Source organism: Candidatus Kapaibacterium sp., assembly GCA_023957315.1.
In the GTDB taxonomy this organism is placed as follows: Bacteria; Bacteroidota; Ignavibacteria; order Kapaibacteriales; family UBA2268; genus PGYU01.
The window spans coordinates 1-18,705 of the sequence record JAMLHE010000005.1; the positions used below are offsets into that span (position 1 = coordinate 1).

Annotated in this window: 18 protein-coding genes; 15 read left to right on the top strand and 3 right to left on the bottom strand. The window is 35.8% G+C overall.

Features of this window, described 5'->3' with window-relative positions:
• Nucleotides 1-1,496: glutamine synthetase family protein (locus M9949_06550; protein MCO5251066.1), on the top strand; the 1,496-nt coding region annotated here is incomplete at its 5' end.
• 113 nt (nucleotides 1,497-1,609) lie between these two features.
• On the opposite strand, the gene M9949_06555 is transcribed toward M9949_06550, so the two are convergent.
• The 3 genes from M9949_06555 to M9949_06565 form a co-directional block, all read right to left on the bottom strand.
• Complete coding sequence (locus M9949_06555) at nucleotides 1,610-2,122, bottom strand: cytochrome P460 family protein (GenBank protein MCO5251067.1); 513 nt, start codon at nucleotides 2,120-2,122, stop codon at nucleotides 1,610-1,612.
• Nucleotides 2,123-2,202: 80 nt separating this feature from the next.
• Nucleotides 2,203-2,457, bottom strand: a complete 255-nt coding sequence (locus M9949_06560) for a hypothetical protein (GenBank protein ID MCO5251068.1) — start codon at nucleotides 2,455-2,457, stop codon at nucleotides 2,203-2,205.
• The gene (locus M9949_06565) at nucleotides 2,457-3,023 is read right to left on the bottom strand and encodes a sigma-70 family RNA polymerase sigma factor (protein MCO5251069.1); all 567 of its coding nucleotides are present in this window, start codon (nucleotides 3,021-3,023) and stop codon (nucleotides 2,457-2,459) included. Before M9949_06565 ends, M9949_06560 begins: the two co-directional genes overlap by 1 nt.
• Nucleotides 3,024-3,264: 241 nt before the next feature.
• Between M9949_06565 and groES the strand changes: the two genes are divergently transcribed.
• The 14 genes from groES (at nucleotide 3,265) to M9949_06635 (ending at nucleotide 18,487) form a co-directional block, all read left to right on the top strand.
• The gene (gene groES, locus M9949_06570; protein MCO5251070.1) at nucleotides 3,265-3,552 is read left to right on the top strand and encodes a co-chaperone GroES; all 288 of its coding nucleotides are present in this window, start codon (nucleotides 3,265-3,267) and stop codon (nucleotides 3,550-3,552) included.
• Between the two features lie 34 nt (nucleotides 3,553-3,586).
• Complete coding sequence (gene groL / locus M9949_06575) at nucleotides 3,587-5,233, top strand: chaperonin GroEL (GenBank protein ID MCO5251071.1); 1,647 nt, start codon at nucleotides 3,587-3,589, stop codon at nucleotides 5,231-5,233.
• A gap of 121 nt (nucleotides 5,234-5,354) precedes the next feature.
• The gene (locus M9949_06580) at nucleotides 5,355-5,651 is read left to right on the top strand and encodes a DUF2442 domain-containing protein (GenBank protein MCO5251072.1); all 297 of its coding nucleotides are present in this window, start codon (nucleotides 5,355-5,357) and stop codon (nucleotides 5,649-5,651) included.
• Between the two features lie 107 nt (nucleotides 5,652-5,758).
• Complete coding sequence (locus M9949_06585) at nucleotides 5,759-5,989, top strand: hypothetical protein (GenBank protein MCO5251073.1); 231 nt, start codon at nucleotides 5,759-5,761, stop codon at nucleotides 5,987-5,989.
• 111 nt (nucleotides 5,990-6,100) lie between these two features.
• Nucleotides 6,101-7,726, top strand: a complete 1,626-nt coding sequence (locus M9949_06590; protein ID MCO5251074.1) for an ATP-binding protein — start codon at nucleotides 6,101-6,103, stop codon at nucleotides 7,724-7,726.
• Nucleotides 7,727-7,785: 59 nt separating this feature from the next.
• On the top strand, nucleotides 7,786-8,232 hold the full coding sequence (locus tag M9949_06595) for a DUF6367 family protein (protein ID MCO5251075.1): 447 nt from the start codon (nucleotides 7,786-7,788) through the stop codon (nucleotides 8,230-8,232).
• A gap of 13 nt (nucleotides 8,233-8,245) precedes the next feature.
• Nucleotides 8,246-10,672 (top strand): hypothetical protein, encoded by a 2,427-nt coding sequence (locus M9949_06600; protein ID MCO5251076.1) that lies wholly within the window; start codon nucleotides 8,246-8,248, stop codon nucleotides 10,670-10,672.
• 170 nt (nucleotides 10,673-10,842) lie between these two features.
• On the top strand, nucleotides 10,843-11,298 hold the full coding sequence (locus M9949_06605) for a hypothetical protein (protein MCO5251077.1): 456 nt from the start codon (nucleotides 10,843-10,845) through the stop codon (nucleotides 11,296-11,298).
• A gap of 355 nt (nucleotides 11,299-11,653) precedes the next feature.
• On the top strand, nucleotides 11,654-11,947 hold the full coding sequence (locus M9949_06610; protein MCO5251078.1) for a Bor family protein: 294 nt from the start codon (nucleotides 11,654-11,656) through the stop codon (nucleotides 11,945-11,947).
• A gap of 54 nt (nucleotides 11,948-12,001) precedes the next feature.
• Nucleotides 12,002-12,196, top strand: a complete 195-nt coding sequence (locus M9949_06615) for a hypothetical protein (GenBank protein ID MCO5251079.1) — start codon at nucleotides 12,002-12,004, stop codon at nucleotides 12,194-12,196.
• Nucleotides 12,197-12,240: 44 nt separating this feature from the next.
• Nucleotides 12,241-13,659: an SDR family oxidoreductase gene (locus tag M9949_06620; GenBank protein MCO5251080.1), complete on the top strand. Its 1,419-nt coding sequence runs from the start codon at nucleotides 12,241-12,243 to the stop codon at nucleotides 13,657-13,659.
• Between the two features lie 176 nt (nucleotides 13,660-13,835).
• The gene (locus tag M9949_06625) at nucleotides 13,836-14,795 is read left to right on the top strand and encodes a hypothetical protein (protein ID MCO5251081.1); all 960 of its coding nucleotides are present in this window, start codon (nucleotides 13,836-13,838) and stop codon (nucleotides 14,793-14,795) included.
• Between the two features lie 160 nt (nucleotides 14,796-14,955).
• On the top strand, nucleotides 14,956-15,774 hold the full coding sequence (locus M9949_06630) for a porin family protein (protein MCO5251082.1): 819 nt from the start codon (nucleotides 14,956-14,958) through the stop codon (nucleotides 15,772-15,774).
• A 367-nt stretch (nucleotides 15,775-16,141) separates the two neighbouring features.
• Nucleotides 16,142-18,487, top strand: a complete 2,346-nt coding sequence (locus tag M9949_06635) for an ATP-binding protein (protein ID MCO5251083.1) — start codon at nucleotides 16,142-16,144, stop codon at nucleotides 18,485-18,487.
• Nucleotides 18,488-18,705 lie beyond the last annotated feature (218 nt).

Sequence of the window (18,705 nt, forward strand, 5' to 3'; positions counted from 1 at the left end):
CAGGGAAATCCAAGAACGATTGGACAAGAGACGATTTGATAAAGGTTATCCTTGAGAAGCAAATTGAAATAGTTACATTCAATTATACAGGAATTGACGGCAAACTAAAAGAGCTAAAAATTCCGATTGCGGACAGGAAACATGCAGAGCTAATCTTGAGCGAAGGCGAACGTTGCGACGGCTCATCATTGTTCAAAGGTATGGTTGACCCGGGCAAGTCGGATTTGTACGTCGTTCCGGTTTATAAAACTGCGTTTTTGAATCCATTCGACGAAAAAAGTTTGAATATTATTTGTAGATTCATGGATAGAGACGGCAATCTCGCTGAATTTGCACCGGATAATATTTTAAAGAAAGCAAGCGATTCCTTGACCAAAAATACCGGAATTGAACTCCATTCATTCGGCGAATTAGAGTTTTACCTAATCGGCAAATCGGATATAGATATTTACCCTCTCGAAAAGCAAAAGGGCTATCATGCGACTGCTCCATTCACCAAAACGGGTCAGATATTGAATGAAATGCTCCGCTATGTAACGCAAATCACGGGCAACGTGAAATATGCTCATAGCGAAGTTGGTGCAATTCGCCAATTGACCACAGAATATGAAGAATTGAAAAACAAGTCTGCCGAGCAAGTTGAAATTGAATTACTCGAAACCCCCGTAGATGAAGCTGCAGATATGGTAGTTTTGGCGGGTTGGATTATCAGAAATGTTGCTTATAAACACGGATACATTGCCACATTCTTCCCAAAATTGGACTTCGAACATGCAGGAAATGGATTACATTTTCATAATTTATTGATGAAAAACGGCGAAAACATTATGACTAATGGCAAAGGCGAATTATCCGAAGAAGCAAAGCAATTGATTGGTGGACTTTGCCATTATGCACCGAGTTTGACAGCATTTGGCAACATGGTTTCATCAAGCTATTTACGACTTGTTCCGCATCACGAAGCACCTACAAAAGTCTGTTGGAGCGAAAGTAATCGTAGTGCTTTGATTAGAGTTCCCTTAGCTTGGACAAAATTCAATAATTTAGCGATGAAAGTCAATCCGCAACAAACTGAAAAGCACCATCATTACGGCAGCCGCCAAACAGTTGAACTTAGAAGTCCCGACGGCAGTGCAAATGTGCATTTGCTATTAGCAGGTGTTGCTATGGCTACAGAATGGGGACTGACTAACCCGAAAGATTCGATGATACTGACAAATAGCAGCTACGTTTCGCACAATATTCACACAAATCCAAATCTTCAGGAATTAGCTGAACTTGCTACAAGTTGTGTCGAATCGTCTGAATTGTTGCTCCAACATAGAATGCTATTCGAACGTGACGGAATTTTCCCAATGAGAGTGGTTGATTATGTTAGCGAATTTTTACAACAAGAAAACGACTTGAATTTGAATAAGCGACTTATGGCATTGCCAGAAGACGAAAAACTCGTCGAATCGCGCAGAATCATGCACAAACATCTCAATCGCCATTAATAATTGGTATTCTCGACAAAAATATTTGAATAATTGATTTATTTACATACGAATTCTACAAAAAAAGAGGCTAACCATTTTTGGAAAGCCTCTTTTAATATATTCAAAACCTATTATTTTGTAAATACATAGTCTTTAGCGGAAGCCCCGGCATGGCATCCGCTACACATACCATCCATTAAGTTTGCACCACGCATTAAATCCCCGTTTGCATCTTTACCAATAGCACCATTTTCGGCAAGCATGAACCATTCCCAGCCTTTATGGCTTGAGTTAAAACTTTTATCTCTTTTAGTCATAGCAGTAATCGCAAGAATAGACCCATCACCTTGGAGTGATTCTTTTACTACAATTGTCCCAATCGGGTATTCGCCATTAGAGCCAACACTGACGTTTTGCTTAATATAAATCTTACGAGTAACATTTTCGTCGTTACCACCGTGTGCCATTCCACCGAGAGCAGGGTCAGCTCCCTTTTTCTCGGCAACTAATGTCCAAGTACGGAAATTTTGAAAATCGCTGTCGGTAGCGTTGAAATCAGTCGGCGAATTATCATCGTCGCTACAACTTATTAGTACGAAGGAGGCAAATATAATTGCCATAGAAAGTTTAAGAAATTTAGACATTTAAAACTCCAAAATGTTAATGAAAAAACTATATTATACATTTTAGACGCCTTAAAATATCAACCTTACAATTCGATAAATTAATTATTCTTCATATTATCGTTTAACATTCTTTTTAATTCTTCCTTCTCTTCCTTTGTCAAATTCACATCAGAATCTATCTTTTTTATCGCTTCCATCAAAAATTTAACTTGAGTATCAAAATTTGCACAGACCTTGCACATTGTCAAGTGCATTTTTAATTTCAATATATCACCAAAAGAAATCTTCATATCTTCTGACTTAGAGGACAACAAAGTAGCCTCTCTGCACGTAATCATTATTTTTTTTAACATTATGAGAACCAATTATGTTCGATACACTTACGTAAATTTAACTTTGCCCGATGAATAATCACCCAATAGTTATTCGAATTGATTTCCAGTTCCTTACAAATGATTTCCGATTCTTCGTCACTAATGTATTTCATTGTAAATACAATCCGCTGAGCTTCTTTAAGTTTGGACAAACATTTTTGCAAGATTGATTGAAATTCCTGATTTTCAATTTGTGTAAGTGCATCCGTGCCCCAATCATTCGGAACAGAAGATTTTTTCCATAAACCATTTTCATCAAAATGACCATCATCATCATTATTCTCAGAAAAATCAACATTTGTGACCATACTTCTGGCTTGCTTGCGGTAGTAATCTACTATCTTGTTTCGGAGTATCAAAAATAGCCAATTTTTTTCGGAAATTTCACCCTTGAAACTTTCAACACTTTTCAAAGCCGAAAGAAAAGTATCTTGGACTAAATCCATTGCTGTTTCTCTGTCACGTATCCTGCTATAAGCAAAACGCAAGAGCATGTCGGAATAGCTATCTACCCATTTTGTTTCATCTATTTGTTTCAAATCCATATACAAACTTATTTTTTGGACAATCAATATAATATAAACACATAGAGAGGGTAGAAAGTTACATCGAAAGTTGATTATGAACACGATTTAATCATACTATACAAGATAAATTCATTTTCTGAAAAATTTTATGCAATAAGAAAAATCAGTTTACGTTTTAGCATTAGCACTCGTTACAATTGAGTGCTAATAATTTGAAAATGTTAATCAGATTTTATAAAAATTTTAATAGGAGTGAATTATGGCTTTAAAACCATTACATGACAGAATCATTGTCAGAGCTGCTGCCGCAGAAGAAACTACTCGTGGCGGAATCATCATCCCCGATACAGCAAAAGAAAAACCAATGCAAGGCATTGTTGTAGCTGTCGGAAATGGCAAACAAACTGAAGACGGCAAAGTGTTGCCGATGCAACTTAAAGATGGCGACAAAGTGCTATATGGCAAATATGCCGGCACAGAAGTCAGTGTGGACGGAGAAGACCTTTTAATCATGCGCGAAAGCGACGTTTTTGCAATAATCAGCTAATAAACATTAAATAAACAATCAAAGGATATAAAATATGTCTGCTAAATTAATAGTATTCAATACTGAAGCACGTGCTTCACTCAAAAGCGGCGTTGACCAATTGGCTGATGCCGTAAAAGTTACTCTCGGTCCAAAAGGACGTAACGTAATAATTGACAAAAAATTCGGCGCTCCTACTGTCACAAAAGACGGTGTTACAGTTGCCAAAGAAATCGAACTCGAACACCCAATCGAAAACATGGGTGCTAACATGGTTCGTGAAGTTGCTTCCAAAACATCTGACGTAGCCGGTGACGGTACTACAACTGCAACAGTTTTGGCTCAAGCTATCTACCGCGAAGGTTTGAAAAACGTTACTGCAGGTGCAAATCCAATGGATTTGAAACGTGGTATTGACATGGCGGTAATCGCTATCACCAAAGGTTTGAAAGAATTGAGCCGCGACGTTGAAGGCAAGAAAGAAATCACTCAAGTTGGTACAATTTCAGCTAATAACGATTCCACAATCGGCGAATTAATTGCAGAAGCAATGGAAAAAGTTGGCAAAGACGGCGTTATCACAGTTGAAGAAGCAAAAGGCACTGAAACTTCGCTCGATACCGTAGAAGGTATGCAATTCGACCGCGGTTATCTCTCCCCTTACTTCATCACTGATGCAGATTCGATGGAAGCAATCCTCGAAGACCCATATATCTTGATTCACGACAAAAAAGTCTCCGCAATCAAAGATATTTTGCCAATCTTAGAAAAAACTTCACAATCAGGTCGCTCACTTTTGATTTTGTCAGAAGATGTAGAAGGCGAAGCATTAGCAACATTGGTAGTAAACAAATTGCGTGGTACATTGCGTATTGCAGCAGTTAAAGCTCCGGGATTCGGCGACAGACGCAAAGCAATGCTCGAAGATATCGCAGTATTGACAGGCGGAACCGTAATCAGCGAAGAAAAAGGCTACAAATTAGACCAAACAACTTTAGCTTACCTCGGTTCAGCTAAGAAAATCATCATTGACAAAGACAACACTACAGTAGTAGAAGGTGCCGGAAATCCTGATGAAATCAAAAAACGCATCAACGAAATCAAAGTTCAAATCGAAAAAACTACTAGCGATTACGACCGCGAAAAATTGCAAGAACGCTTAGCAAAATTGAGTGGTGGCGTTGCCGTTTTGAAAATCGGCGCATCAACTGAAATTGAAATGAAAGAAAAGAAAGCTCGCGTAGAAGATGCATTGCATGCAACTCGCGCAGCAGTAGAAGAAGGTATCGTACCCGGCGGCGGTGTAGCTTACCTCAGAACATTGCACCATTTGGATACATTGTCACCAATCAACGAAGACCAACGCACAGGTATTCAAATCATTCGTCGTGCAGTCGAAGAGCCAATTCGCCAAATCGTTTCTAACGCCGGCGAAGAAGCATCAGTAGTGGTGAACAATGTCAAAGCAGGAAGCGGAGCATACGGCTACAACGCTTCGACAAACGAATACGGCGATTTGTATGATGCAGGCGTAATTGACCCAACTAAGGTTAGCCGCGTTGCATTAGAAAATGCTGCATCAGTATCGGGATTGCTCCTGACTACGGAAGCAACAATCGTCGAAAAACCAAAGAAAGAAGACGCTATGCCACAAATGCCGGGCGGCATGGGTGGAATGGGCGGCATGGACGGAATGTATTAATCCGCCACTGCACTTCAAAATTCAAGAATCCCTGCTCGAAAGAGTGGGGATTTTTTTTTGTGTAAATATTGAAACTTTTTTGTAAGTTTGTATGTAGGGAAAAAATAACAAAGCGATTATCATGAGAATATTAGTTGAATATAATGACCAAGAAACAGATGTTGAACAATTGAAAATTGATTCAGCGAAATATCTGTCAGATTATGCGATTCGGATAATCTTTAGTGACGGTACGGAAAAATTGGTTGATTTCAAGCCATTTTTATCTAAATCGTTGCATCCTTCCATTAAAAAGTATCTTGATGAGAAAAAATTTGCAAAATTTAGTCTGATTGATGGAAATCTCAATTGGAATGATTACGACCTAATCTTCCCTATTTGGGACTTATACAACGGAAATATTGACTCAAAATCGTGATGATAAAAGATGAACGACACAATTTGACGGATAATTTCTTATATTTGTAGAGAGATTGGGGAAGCCGAAAACCGAAAAGAGTAGGCATAAACAAAAGTGGTGAATTTATGGCGTATTTCAATTGCAAATGGTGCGGACAAAAGTATGCTACCGTATTCAGTTTGACGGCAGGCACTTGCTCAAAGAACCCCGATGGACCACTGCACGGTCTATACGAAGGGAGCGAAAAGTCAAAATATGTGTGCAAATATTGTGGCAACACGTATTCCAGTCTCATAAGTCTCTGCGGAGGCACCTGCTCCAAAAGCCCACACAAGAGACACCACCCGGCAATATAGGAGACTGATGTTTTGTTTTTTACGAATGAAATTTGTATGTTTGTAAAGTCATTTATTGAGTGTGCGTAGATAGGTGATGAGTATGATAAATTGAAATAGAATGGAAATAGAATGGAAAAAGAATTAAAAGTAAACCAGATTAGTTTGTACCGCGAAATTGCCAAAAACCTGGTTAATCCCCTTGAAGTTATTCGAGAAGCAATTAGTAATTCACATGATGCAAAATCAAGTGAGATTATGATAAAAATATTTCGCAATTCCGACAATATTTTTTGTATAGAAATTTCAGATGATGGTAATGGAATGGGAGTTGAAGAGTTTGAAAGGTTCTTTAATCTAGGTGATTCTCAAAAACTAAAAAATAATATTGGACAAAAAGGATTAGGTACTAAAACTTACTTTAGAAGTCATGAACTTTTAGTTGAATCTCAAAATAAAGATTCAAAGAAACGATACAAAGCTACTCTAAATGAACCATGGGATAAGTTAAATCAAAATGTGTTACCTAAGTATGAATTTGATGAGATAGAATATCAACCTGGAAAAGATGGAACTATTATATCAATTCAAGACTACAGAATTGACCATCCTGAAAGATACTTTAACATTGACACTTTGCAAGATTATATTTTGTGGTACACAGCAGCTGGATCATTTAAAACAAAGTTTGCTGATAAAATTCAACTCCAAAAATATGTACAAAATATTCATATTTCACCAAAAATATTTTTAAGAGATGAATTGAATAAAAAAGATATTGAATTTGCAGGAAGTCATCAGTTTGCTGAACCAAATGAAAATCCAATATATGATTTTAATAATGATCAAAACCCTCGTTCTGATAACTACTGTAGGCATTTTGGTCCATTTTATCGTGAAACTACTATTGAGCAAGAATTTGTTTCATTTCAATTATATGGTACAGTCTCTGGCAAATCAAAACGAAGAGAGATTTCTCATTTTCATCAAGGAGAAACACAAAAATCAAGATTTGGTTTATATTTATGCAAAGACTTTATTCCGGTAGTAAATAGACGTGATTTGTTGAAAGACTCAAATTATCAACATTACCATTTATTATTGAATTCTCAAAATTTCGATTTGACTGCTGATAGAAATAATATATCAAATGAAGATGACCCAAAAATAAAATGGATTCTAAATGAATTTGACATATTATGGAGAACACAAATCAAATCAGTAGCTGAAGAATCATATATTAAGTTGAGAGTTGAAGAAATAGCTCAAGCTGACCAAAAGAAAAGAATAGTATCACTTAAAAATAGAATAAGTAATTATTCAAGTTTACCTTCAATAAGTGGCCTTGATATTCCAGTTCTTAAAATACCAAATAATGAAGCTCAGGTAGCTATATTATTTACAGCACTTTTAACTAAATATCCTGAAAAATTCGACGGTTTAAAAATTGGTCATCATTCTGATAAATCAACAACTGATTTAATTTGTGAAAAAGATGATAATTCTTCTTTGCTTGTTGAATTAGAATATGTATTGTCAAATTTATTTAGGCATGGACATGCTTTTGAAACTTTTGATTATGTCGTATGTTGGAATGTTGATTTAGAAATAAATCAAGCTAAAAGAACTCCTGAAGGTAATACATTGAAACTTATAAAAACTGATAATAAATGGTTTTTAAAATATGGTCCTAGTAAGTTGATACCTATAATTGAACTTAGACAGATTGTCGAAGAATTAAGGAATTCAAACAATTAGTAAAAATACTTGAAACTTTTGATAGAAATTAATGATGATTTTACATAAGGAAATTGATTATGAAAACTTTTAAAGAGTTTATAAAACAAGATAATATATATAATCTTGATTACATTATTATTGAAATTAATAAATCAGAGAAACCTTTGATAGAAGGATATTGGGAACAATCCGCGGAAAATGGTTATTTCGTTAGACTCGATAATCCACATTCTGATTCTGGAAAATTGCATGTTCATATTGCCAAAAAAAAACACATTAATACTAAAACAAGGCAAGTATCATGGAATGATGATGGTACTAGGCACGACAAAAAGTCATTTAATAATTCTTTCGTTGGTTTAGAAAAAGCTAAAAAAATAGCTAGAAATGTACTTGGACTATGTGATGATGTCCTACTTGAAGTATTATCAATTCATGAAGGATGTATGATATTGGAAAATAGTAATATTGAAAATTTATCTATAAAATCTGGTGAATTCATTTACTTAAAAACTGTTACCTAAATCCCCCCAAACTATGCCATACAATAACATGAAAGAAGAAGAACTAAAAAATAGGATTGCCAGAGATTTTTTTTGGCAGTATGATTGGACGAAAATTATCGGCAATGTTGATTTTTGCGTTGCGATGTACGACAAGAAGAAGGAGCCGCACGAGCAGGAGTCTTTGCTGTGGGCGGAGGCTAAAGCGGGCATCGCCGACCCGTACAAATCGATTGCACAATTGGTGCTGACGATTGGCAAGGCTCGGACATTCGACAAGTATTTGCCTCCGGTGATGCTTGGGGCTTTGGATTTGGAGAAAATTGCGTTCATTCCGTATAATGATATTAGCGAAATTTTCTATATCAATGATTTCAATTGGAACGTCGCACCGTCCAATCACGATTCCAAAGAATTCCAAATTATTTTGAATATGGTGCGGAGCAGTATCAACCAAAATGCTTTCATATTCTATTTTGATAAGGATGCGAAGGAACTCCAAAAATTCATCAAGGAAAATTTTATTGTCAGTAAGTTTGGAGTGACAAAAATCCGGATTGACAAGAACAATTTCATGGTGATTTACAACAAATGGCTGACTGCCGTTAAGCCCACGATTGCCGTCAATTGGCAAATCGCCCAAAAGACCGGAATTATTGACGGCGATTTCTACCTTGCCGATTTGTTGTCGGAAGAAAATAATACGATTAAAGAAAAGCTATTTGTGCTGCTCAAGAAAACTTACTACGAGCTTGACCGAAAAATTGACAAATCGGGTATGTTCAGCTCGCTGACGACTTCTTTCAATGACGAGCAAACCGCTCACAATCAGTTTTGGAACAAATACGAGCGCCCGCCCAAAGAGGAATATTGGGATTATATCGTTGAGCGGCGTGATTTGCTCGTTCCGCAAGACGTTCGGGAGCGGAAAGGTTCATTCTTTACTCCGCAAATTTGGGTGGAACTATCGCAAAAATATTTGACCGATGTGTTGGGCGAGGATTGGCAGGACGAATACTATATCTGGGATTGTGCCGCAGGAACGGGAAATCTGCTCACAGGGCTTACGAACAAGTACAATATTTGGGCTTCGACACTCGATACTCAAGACGTAGAAGTGATGAGAGACCGTATCAAAAACGGTGCAAACTTGCTCGAAGACCACGTTTTCCAATTCGATTTCCTGAATGACGAATTTACAAAGCTGCCCAAACCGCTTTTGGAAATAATCAACGACCCCGAAAAAAGAAAAAAGTTAGTGATTTATATTAATCCGCCGTATGCGGAGCATACAAATAAGGAAAATTTAAGCAATAATTCATTCAAAGAAAATTTAGCTCAAAATAAAATATACTATAAATATGCAGATATTTTAAAAAAAGGAAATTTGGAACTATTCATTCAATTTTTAACAAGAATATATTTTGAAATACCTTCTGCATATATAGGTGAATTCTCGAAATTAAAAGCAATTCAATCACCTAATTTCAACGATTTTAGAAATATTTTTAGAGCAAAAATTGAAAAAGCTTTTATTGTCGAAGCTGATACATTTGATAATGTAAAAGGTAAGTTCCCTATTGGATTTAAAATATGGAATTTGAAATTTCAAGAATATATGAATAATATAAAGGCTGATATTTTCGATAAAAATGGCAATAAAATAGGTACTAAAAGATTAATAGCATATGACAATTATAAATATATTAACGATTGGATAAGAATGTTCAAGAGTTCTAACAAAGTTAATATTGGGATTTTGCACTACAGGGGTAACGATTTTCAACATCAATCAATGGTGTATGTTAACAACTCTACTGATTCTAGTATGACTCAGTTTCAAATAACAGAATCGAATATTTATATACCTTGTATATACCTAACAATGAGGACTATAATCAAAGCCTCTTGGTTGAACGACCGGGACCAATTTTTATATCCAAATGACGGATGGAAAAAAGATAAAGAATTTCAAAACGATTGTCTCACATATACTCTATTTAACAATAATATTCAGTCAAACCATGGCACAAACTTCTGGATACCTTTCACAGAGCAAGAAGTAAACGCAAGAGAGAAATTCGACAACAACTTTATGACCGATTTTATAAAAGGGAAATCTAAACCACATAAGAAATCTATTACTACATTTTCGATGATATTTGAGCCTGTAGAAGATTATGGTCGGGCTCCGCTCAAGTTTTCGCCGGTCGCAACCGCCGTCTTTGATGCCGGCAGAGAGCTCTGGAAATATTACCACGCACAACCCAATTGCAACGTTAACGCTTCGCTCTACGACATTCGCGAGCATTTCCAAGGTCGCAACGCCACCGGAAAGATGAACAACAAAAGCGATGACGCCGAGTATATGCGTTTGATAGGCAATTTACGCGACAGATTGAAATTATTAGCAAAGAAAATCGAACCAAAGGTGTATGAGTACGGCTTCTTGAAAGGGTGAAGTACCTTACATTCTCAAACAAAGTAAAAATAATGACATTAACACAATTTATAGAGCGGTATGATTTTGAGGATTCGGTTGTCCTGCTGGAGGGCAAGCGGAATGTGAAGGAAGAGGACAAGGAAAAATTGTTTGCTCTGGGGAAATTATTGGCTGCCAGGACGGTGAAGATGACCTTCAGGAGCGGGAATGCAAGCGGTGCCGACAAGTTCTTTTCCGATGGCGTCAACTCGGTGGATAATAAGCGTTTGCAAGTCATTACCCCCTATTTCGGGCATAGACAAGTGGAAAACCAAGCCTACGACACCATTTCGCTGGACGACATTGACATAGTCTCGGAATCGGAGGTGGTTTATCAGTCCAAAAGCAATAAAAAAATGGGTAAGCTGATTGACCAATTTGTGTCCGGCGACAAAAATCGCAACTCTATCAAAGCGGCTTACATCCTCCGCGATACGATTAAGGCGATTGGCACCGACGACATCAAAGCCGCATCCTTTGGCATTTTCTACGACGATTTGGACAAAGCACTCTCGGGCGGCACCGGGCATACGATGAAGATTTGCCAACAAAATAATATCCCAATCATTGACCAGCGGGTGTGGTTCGGGTGGTTGGAGGAGTGAGGCTGTTCTGTCAGTTGTTACAAAGACAGCATTTATAGCCGCTCTTTCCCCTGCCGTCTTTGTAACAAAGACAAGACGAAATGAACTCTTGCAGACATTTTCAAATACGAAAATTTTTGTTTGCTTTTTTTAAAGCTTTTTTGTATGTTTGTATTAGAAAAAATTTTATTAAGTAATAAACGAATTTTTGAAAGTTAAATATATGAATTGTTGGGTCAAAAAGGGCTGACCACCCGTTATGACAGAATATTTAGTGTTATTTAACCGAGAATGTGGAGACCAGAACCCACACTAAAAAACGGGGCGTATTCCGAAAAGCCTTATGAGTAGGAAGTAAACATTAGGGGTATATACGATGAGAAGAACATTAGTGAGTTTGTTTCTGATAGTAGCGATTTCTTTTTTAATGGCATCTTGTTACACTTTGACCTATAATGTAGGCGAAGGTGCCAAAACCGGAGTTGAAGTTGTAGAGAAAAACCATTACTTAATTTATGGTTTAGCACCTATTAAAACTTCAGACCCCACAAAAATGGCAGGTGGCGCAGCAAATTATACTGTGACTATTCAACATACTTTTGTTGATGGTTTATTGAATGCTATAACATTTGGTATTTATACGCCAACTACAACGACTGTTAAAAAATAAAGTAAATTCAATGTCAGGGTTATAATTAATATAACCCTGGCTATTAATTCAATAATGATGAAAAAAGTAATCCTTGCAATTGGTATAATTCTATTTCTCATTGGTTTGTTCCAAGGTGGGCGGTATTTTTTTGACTACAATGTATTATCGCATTACGGCAAAGGATATGTTTGGGGTTCAGTTATAATATTGCTATTAGGTGTAGCGCTCATTATTATTGGACTGAAAAAAAAGAAAATCAGCACATAGTAGCTTCTGCTCAAAAGTAGAAACGTTGGGTTTAATTAAAAAAAATGAAAATACTACTAACAGGAGCTTCAGGATACATTGGCAAACGACTTCTTCCTATTTTGGTCGAAAATGGGCATGAGGTGATTTGTTGCGTTCGGGACATTAAAAGATTTTCTCCACCTGAATCGCTAAAATCTAAAATTGAAATAATTCAGATTGATTTGCTGGACAAAGTAACGCTGGAGCGTATTCCGCAAGATATTGATGGAGCTTTTTATTTAGTGCATTCAATGTCGTCCTCCTCTGACTATCATCAGCAAGAACAACAATCGGCAGAAAATTTCCGATTTGCAATTTCTAATACTAATGTGCAACATGTTGTATATTTAAGTGGAATTGTGAATGAATCAGCTTTGTCTAAACATTTAGCATCTAGGAAAAATGTTGAAACTGAACTTAGCAAAGGTGCTTACAATTTAACTACCTTGAGAGCCGGAATTATCATTGGCTCAGGAAGTGCATCTTTCGAGATAATGCGGGATTTGGTGGAAAAGCTTCCTATTATGATTACTCCCAAATGGCTAAATACCAGATGTCAGCCAATAGCAATATCAGATGTAATTAAAATTCTCTCAAAAACCATCTTTAACTCCACAACTTACAATCAAAATTTTGATATAGGTGGTCCCGATATTTTATCATATAAAGAAATGCTTTTAGAATTCGCGGATATTAGAAATCTTAAACGCCATATATTTATTGTACCTGTTATGACGCCAAAGCTTTCTTCATACTGGTTATATTTTGTAACATCAATATCCTACAAGCTTGCAATTGCATTAGTTAGTAGTATGAAAGTTGAGGTTATATGTCGAAATGATGATATAAACAAAATATTAGAAATTGAGCCAATTAGTTACCGCTCATCTTTAGAAAGAGCATTTAGTCAAATTGAAAATAACGAAGTGGTTTCAAGTTGGAAGGATGCCTTCATAAGCAGTAGTTTCAACCTTGCTTTGTCAGAGTTTATCCAAGTACCAATTTATGGATGTTACAAAGATATAAGAGAAGAAGTATTCGCCGATAGAGAGGCTTGTATAAATAAAATTTGGAGCATTGGAGGCGAAAATGGTTGGTATTATGCAAACCGGCTTTGGCAATTTAGAGGCTTTCTTGATAAAATGGCAGGAGGAGTTGGCTTAAGAAGAGGGCGAACTTCAGCGAATAGCTTAAATGCAGGTGATGCCTTAGATTTTTGGAGAGTATTGTATGCTAATAAAAAAGAGGGACGCTTACTTCTATTTGCCGAAATGAAATTACCGGGTGAAGCTTGGCTTGAATTCAGAGTCGTCGATAACAAGTTAATACAAACAGCTACATTCAGACCTTGGGGTTTGATTGGAAGATTGTATTGGTATAGTGTACTTCCTCTTCATGGTTTCATTTTCAAAGGAATGATTCGAGAAATAACTAAAAAATAAAATGTGTTTGAGACAAAGATAGTAACAAATTGGATAACTTAGAATAATAATTAGATTGATTAAATAAATATATTAAAATAATGAATGCAAATCAAAAATATAAACTAAATTTTAGGAAACCCAATGCTTTTACATCACCATCAATTATCATTTTCCTATTCATTGGGCTAATGTTGATGTCGTGTAGTAGTAGCGATGTAATTAAACCTGATCCGACTGAAACTATTAATGCAGGTTATAAGTTTTTCAAAATTGCAAATAATGAAAAGGACAGTATAATGCTTGCTTTGTGGTATCCTACTTATGACAAGGAATTAGAATATAATTACAACACTGCTTCAACTGGGTTGCTAGTCAAGGGAAAGGTTTCATATAATGCATCGGAGATAAATAAAAATCATCCGGTAATTATTTTTTCACACGGGTTCTCAGGTGGAGGAATTGGGTCTATCGAAATTTGTGAATCGCTTGCTCGAGCAGGCTATTATGTTTTTGTTCCTGACCATAATGATGCTGTTATGTCTGTCAGAATACAGGGACAATCAAATGGTACTTTACAAGAAGCTCTTGAATATTTATCAAATAATCCTTTTGAAAATGGAGAGAACTATGAATATAGAATTTCAGAATTGAAATCTACCATAGAATTCGTTAATTCTTCCGTTTTCAATATTGATAAACAAAATATATCTCTTGGCGGTCATTCAATGGGTGCTTGGACAGTAATGAAAGTTTTGGAAAATAGATTTTCTCCGAACGCAATGTTTTTATTTTCGATGGGAGAATTAAACTGGCTTTACAGTCAAAAAAGATATTTTGAAGCGGACTTTTTCCAAGATTTTAATTTCCCCACAGCCTATTTTTATGGTGGTGCTGAATATGGTCAGGCAGTGGCAGCCGGTTTGGGTAATGTATATGCAGCATATTGTTTCACCTATTCGCCAAGTCCGAGTTATGGTTTGTTAGTAAAAGAAGGAAATCATTTCACATATAATTCTCAAGCCGTTGCTCCCGGTTCATATGGCAGCCAAGTTCAGCTACAATCCATAAATTCCCGCCTTATTAATTTTTTAAATCGATATGTTAGAGGGATGAATATAACCGTGACAAATGAACCTGAAGATGTAAAAAAATAAGATTAATAAGTTTTGAATACAAAATTTAAAATTATCATAGCCCTTGAATTTTTTACTGCCCATTCTGTCAGTTGTATCAAAGAAAGAACCAAAATAATTTTTTGTTACCTTATCGAAATTTTCATATATTTGCTTTTTTAATTGACATACTGAGTTTGAAATGAAATCATCCTTATTAAATATTTGGATTTTATCTGTTGTGTTGTTGATTGCTATGCCAATTTTGGCATTCTCTCAATCATTTTATACCTCATTAAAAGCAGGTTATGGCTTTAGCTTAAGCGGTGTTGACAATACTACTACAATGTTTCTGAGCAGTTATAAAAATCATGGCGGCTCTTATTTAAATACTGAGGAATTTTCATTTGGCGAAGGTGTTAACTTTGGAATGGACTTTGGCTACAATATTGTCGAATATTTTGCTGTTGAAATTGGACTTTCTTATCTCCCTGAAAAAACATTCTTGACCAAAAAACAATATAGCGAAACGAATAAATTTGAAGTAGTAAGTTCCGGTCAAATGTTTATAATCAACCCCTCACTTGTTCTTTCCGCAGGAGATAATTTATTCATTCCTTTCTTAAAATTGGGAGTAGCATTTGGAATAGGTAATATGGAATTCACTCATAAATCATCCGGCAATCGAAATACTTTGGAAGCATCCGGTGGCACACCCATCGGTATTACCGGTGCATTTGGGATGGAAATCAAATTTCAGGAAAATTTATCCTTTTTCATTCAAGCTAATTCGATTAGTATGAGTTATTTACCCGCAAATGGCGAAATTACAGAATATTATGAATATGGAAGTAATATTTTACCTAAGCTAACTTATAGAGATAAAAACTTAAGATTAACAAATAACATTTCATCCTATGAAGAAACAAGTCCTGACCCCAATAAAGCGCGAGAAGTCAAATGGATGTCATTTCCATTTGATAATTTTGGATTTAATTTGGGAGTGAAATTTAGATTTTGATAATTTACTCGTCCTGTCAGTTGTAACAAAGACAGAACATTTTTTTTTGCTATGTGTACCATATTTTGTATTTGGGGACATACTAAAAAGATAAGCGACAAAAAGCACCATATTATCAACTCAAGAAAGTCCTCCACTCAGATTTGATAGCGATTTTGAAGCAATGATGCTACATTTATAGCCCTGACAGTCATTCCCAACTCTGTAAGAATTTTGTTTGGAATTTTTGGTTGGAAAATCAAGATAATTTGTTATCTTTGTAATAAGTTAATCGAAAAGATGTAGATAAACCAATTGGAAAATTCAAAAAATCCAAAGTAATAGACAGTTCATCATTTAAAACAAATTTGATATGGACATTCAGGACATGACCAAAGAAGAGCTCCTAAAAGAGCTACAAGCATTTATTCAAGAGAATAATACTTTGAAATCTTTAATAGCAAAGGAAGAAGCAGAATTTGTTATTGCCAATAAAGAGCTTGCCTTTCAAAATGATGAGAAGGAAAAAAGAGCTGCAGAGCTAATCATTGCCAACAAAGAACTCGCTTTTCAAAATGATGAGAAGGAAAGAAGGGCTGCTAAATTAGTCATTGCCAACAAAGAACTTATCTTGCAAAACGATGAGAAGGAGAAACGTGCTGCTGAATTAGTCATTGCTAACAAAGAGCTCGCTTTTCAGAACGATGAAAAGGAAAAAAGAGCGGCAGAATTAATCATTGCTAACAAAGAACTCGCTTTTCAAAACGATGAGAAGGAAAAAAGAGCGGCGGAATTAATCATTGCTAACAAAGAACTCGCTTTTCAAAACGATGAGAAGGAAAAAAGAGCGGCAGAATTAGTCATTGCCAACAAAGAACTCGCTTTTCAAAATGATTTAAAAGAAAAGAGGGCTGCGGAATTAATCATTGCTAACAAAGAACTTGCTTTTCAAAATGATGAAAAAGAAAAGAGGGCGGCAGAATTAATCATTGCTAACAATGAACTTGCTTTTCAAAATGAATTAAAAGAAAAGAGGGCTGCGGAATTAATCATTGCCAACAAAGAACTTGCTTTTCAAAATGATGAAAAAGAAAAGAGGGCGGCAGAATTAATCATTGCTAACAATGAACTTGCTTTTCAAAATGATTTAAAAGAAAAGAGAGCTGCGGAATTAATACTAGCAAAGGAAAAAGCTGAAGAATTTGAAAATAAATTCAGACAAATAGCTGAAAATATAGACGAAGTTTTTTGGTTGCGAACAAAAAGTGAAATGATTTATATAAGCCCTTCATTTGAAAAGATTTGGGGTATTCCTTGTCAAGATATTTATGAAGACCCCAAGATGTTTACCGATAGAATTCACCCTGATGATAAATCTAATGTAGAGGAAATAGTTATATCAAGCGAATTCAATGATTTAGGATTATTCAACTATGAGTATCGAATATTACGAACAGCAAATCAAATACGATGGATAAATGCCAAAACATTTCCAATAATTGATGATACGGGACAGATATTAAAAAGAGTTGGAATTGCTTCAGATATAACTGAGAAATACGAAAGTAATCTAGAGTTAATTAAATCCAAAGAACACGCCGAACAAAGCGACAGACTTAAATCTGCATTTTTAGCCAATATGTCACATGAAATCCGGACTCCGATGAACGGTATTTTAGGTTTTGCCAGCATTTTGAAAGAAGCTGACCTTACCGGTGAGGAGCGAAGTGAATATCTCGAACTCATGGAGCAAAGTGGTATCCGTATGCTCAATATCATCAACGATATTGTTGATATTTCGAAAATCGAATCCGGGCTAATGGAATTGCATTCGAAGGAAACCAATATTAACGAACAAATTGATTATATTTTTACATTCTTCAAACCTGAGATGGATAAAAAGAAAATCAAATTTTCCTCTAAAAAGTCATTAGCAGGAAAAGATGCTGTTATTAATTCCGACCGTGAAAAAATATATGCAATTCTTACCAATCTTGTCAAAAATGCAATTAAATATACAGATGAAGGGTCAATAGAATTTGGGTATAACGTCAGAACTGAAAACGAAACTTCGGTATTGGAATTTTATATTAAAGACACCGGAATAGGAATTCCGAAGAATAGACAGGAAGCGATTTTTGAACGCTTTATTCAAGCCGATATAAATGACAAAATGGCTCGACAAGGTGCAGGTTTGGGTTTATCTATTTCTAAAGCATTTGTGGAGCTACTCGGTGGAGACATGTGGGTTAATAGCGAAGAAGGAATAGGCTCAACATTTTATTTCTCTTTGCCTTATATCACCGAACCGAAGGAAACAATTAATAAACAGACTGATGGTGTGGTCAGCCCAATTAAACCGGAAGTTGAGGGATTGAAAATTTTAATTGCCGAAGACGATGAAACATCCGGGCAATTGATTTCAATAACTGTCAAAAAAATTAGCAAAGAAATATTAAGAGCAAGAACCGGCACTGCAGCAGTTGAAATCTGCCACAATAACCCTGACATTGATTTAATTCTGATGGATATTCAAATGCCTGATATGAATGGATATGATGCTACCCGTCAAATTCGCCAATTCAACAACGATGTTATCATAATTGCTCAAACAGCTTTTGGGCTTTCAGGCGACCGAGAAAAGACTATCGCAGCCGGATGCAACGATTATATTGGAAAACCTATTAACAAATCTGTATTACTTGAATTAATTCAAAAGCATTTTACACATTAGATAAATAAATATTGATAATTTATTTCTGTCCTGTCAGTTGTTACAACTGACAGGATTTTTTTTTGCTATGTGTCCAAAATATTGTATTTTTGGGACATGTAAAAGATATGCGACAAAAAGCACCATGAATGAATTCACGGGCTATTTAGTTTTAGACTACATACATCAATCCCACCATTTTTTGTACTTAGCGGAAATAGTCCTATTTTTGTAGCTAT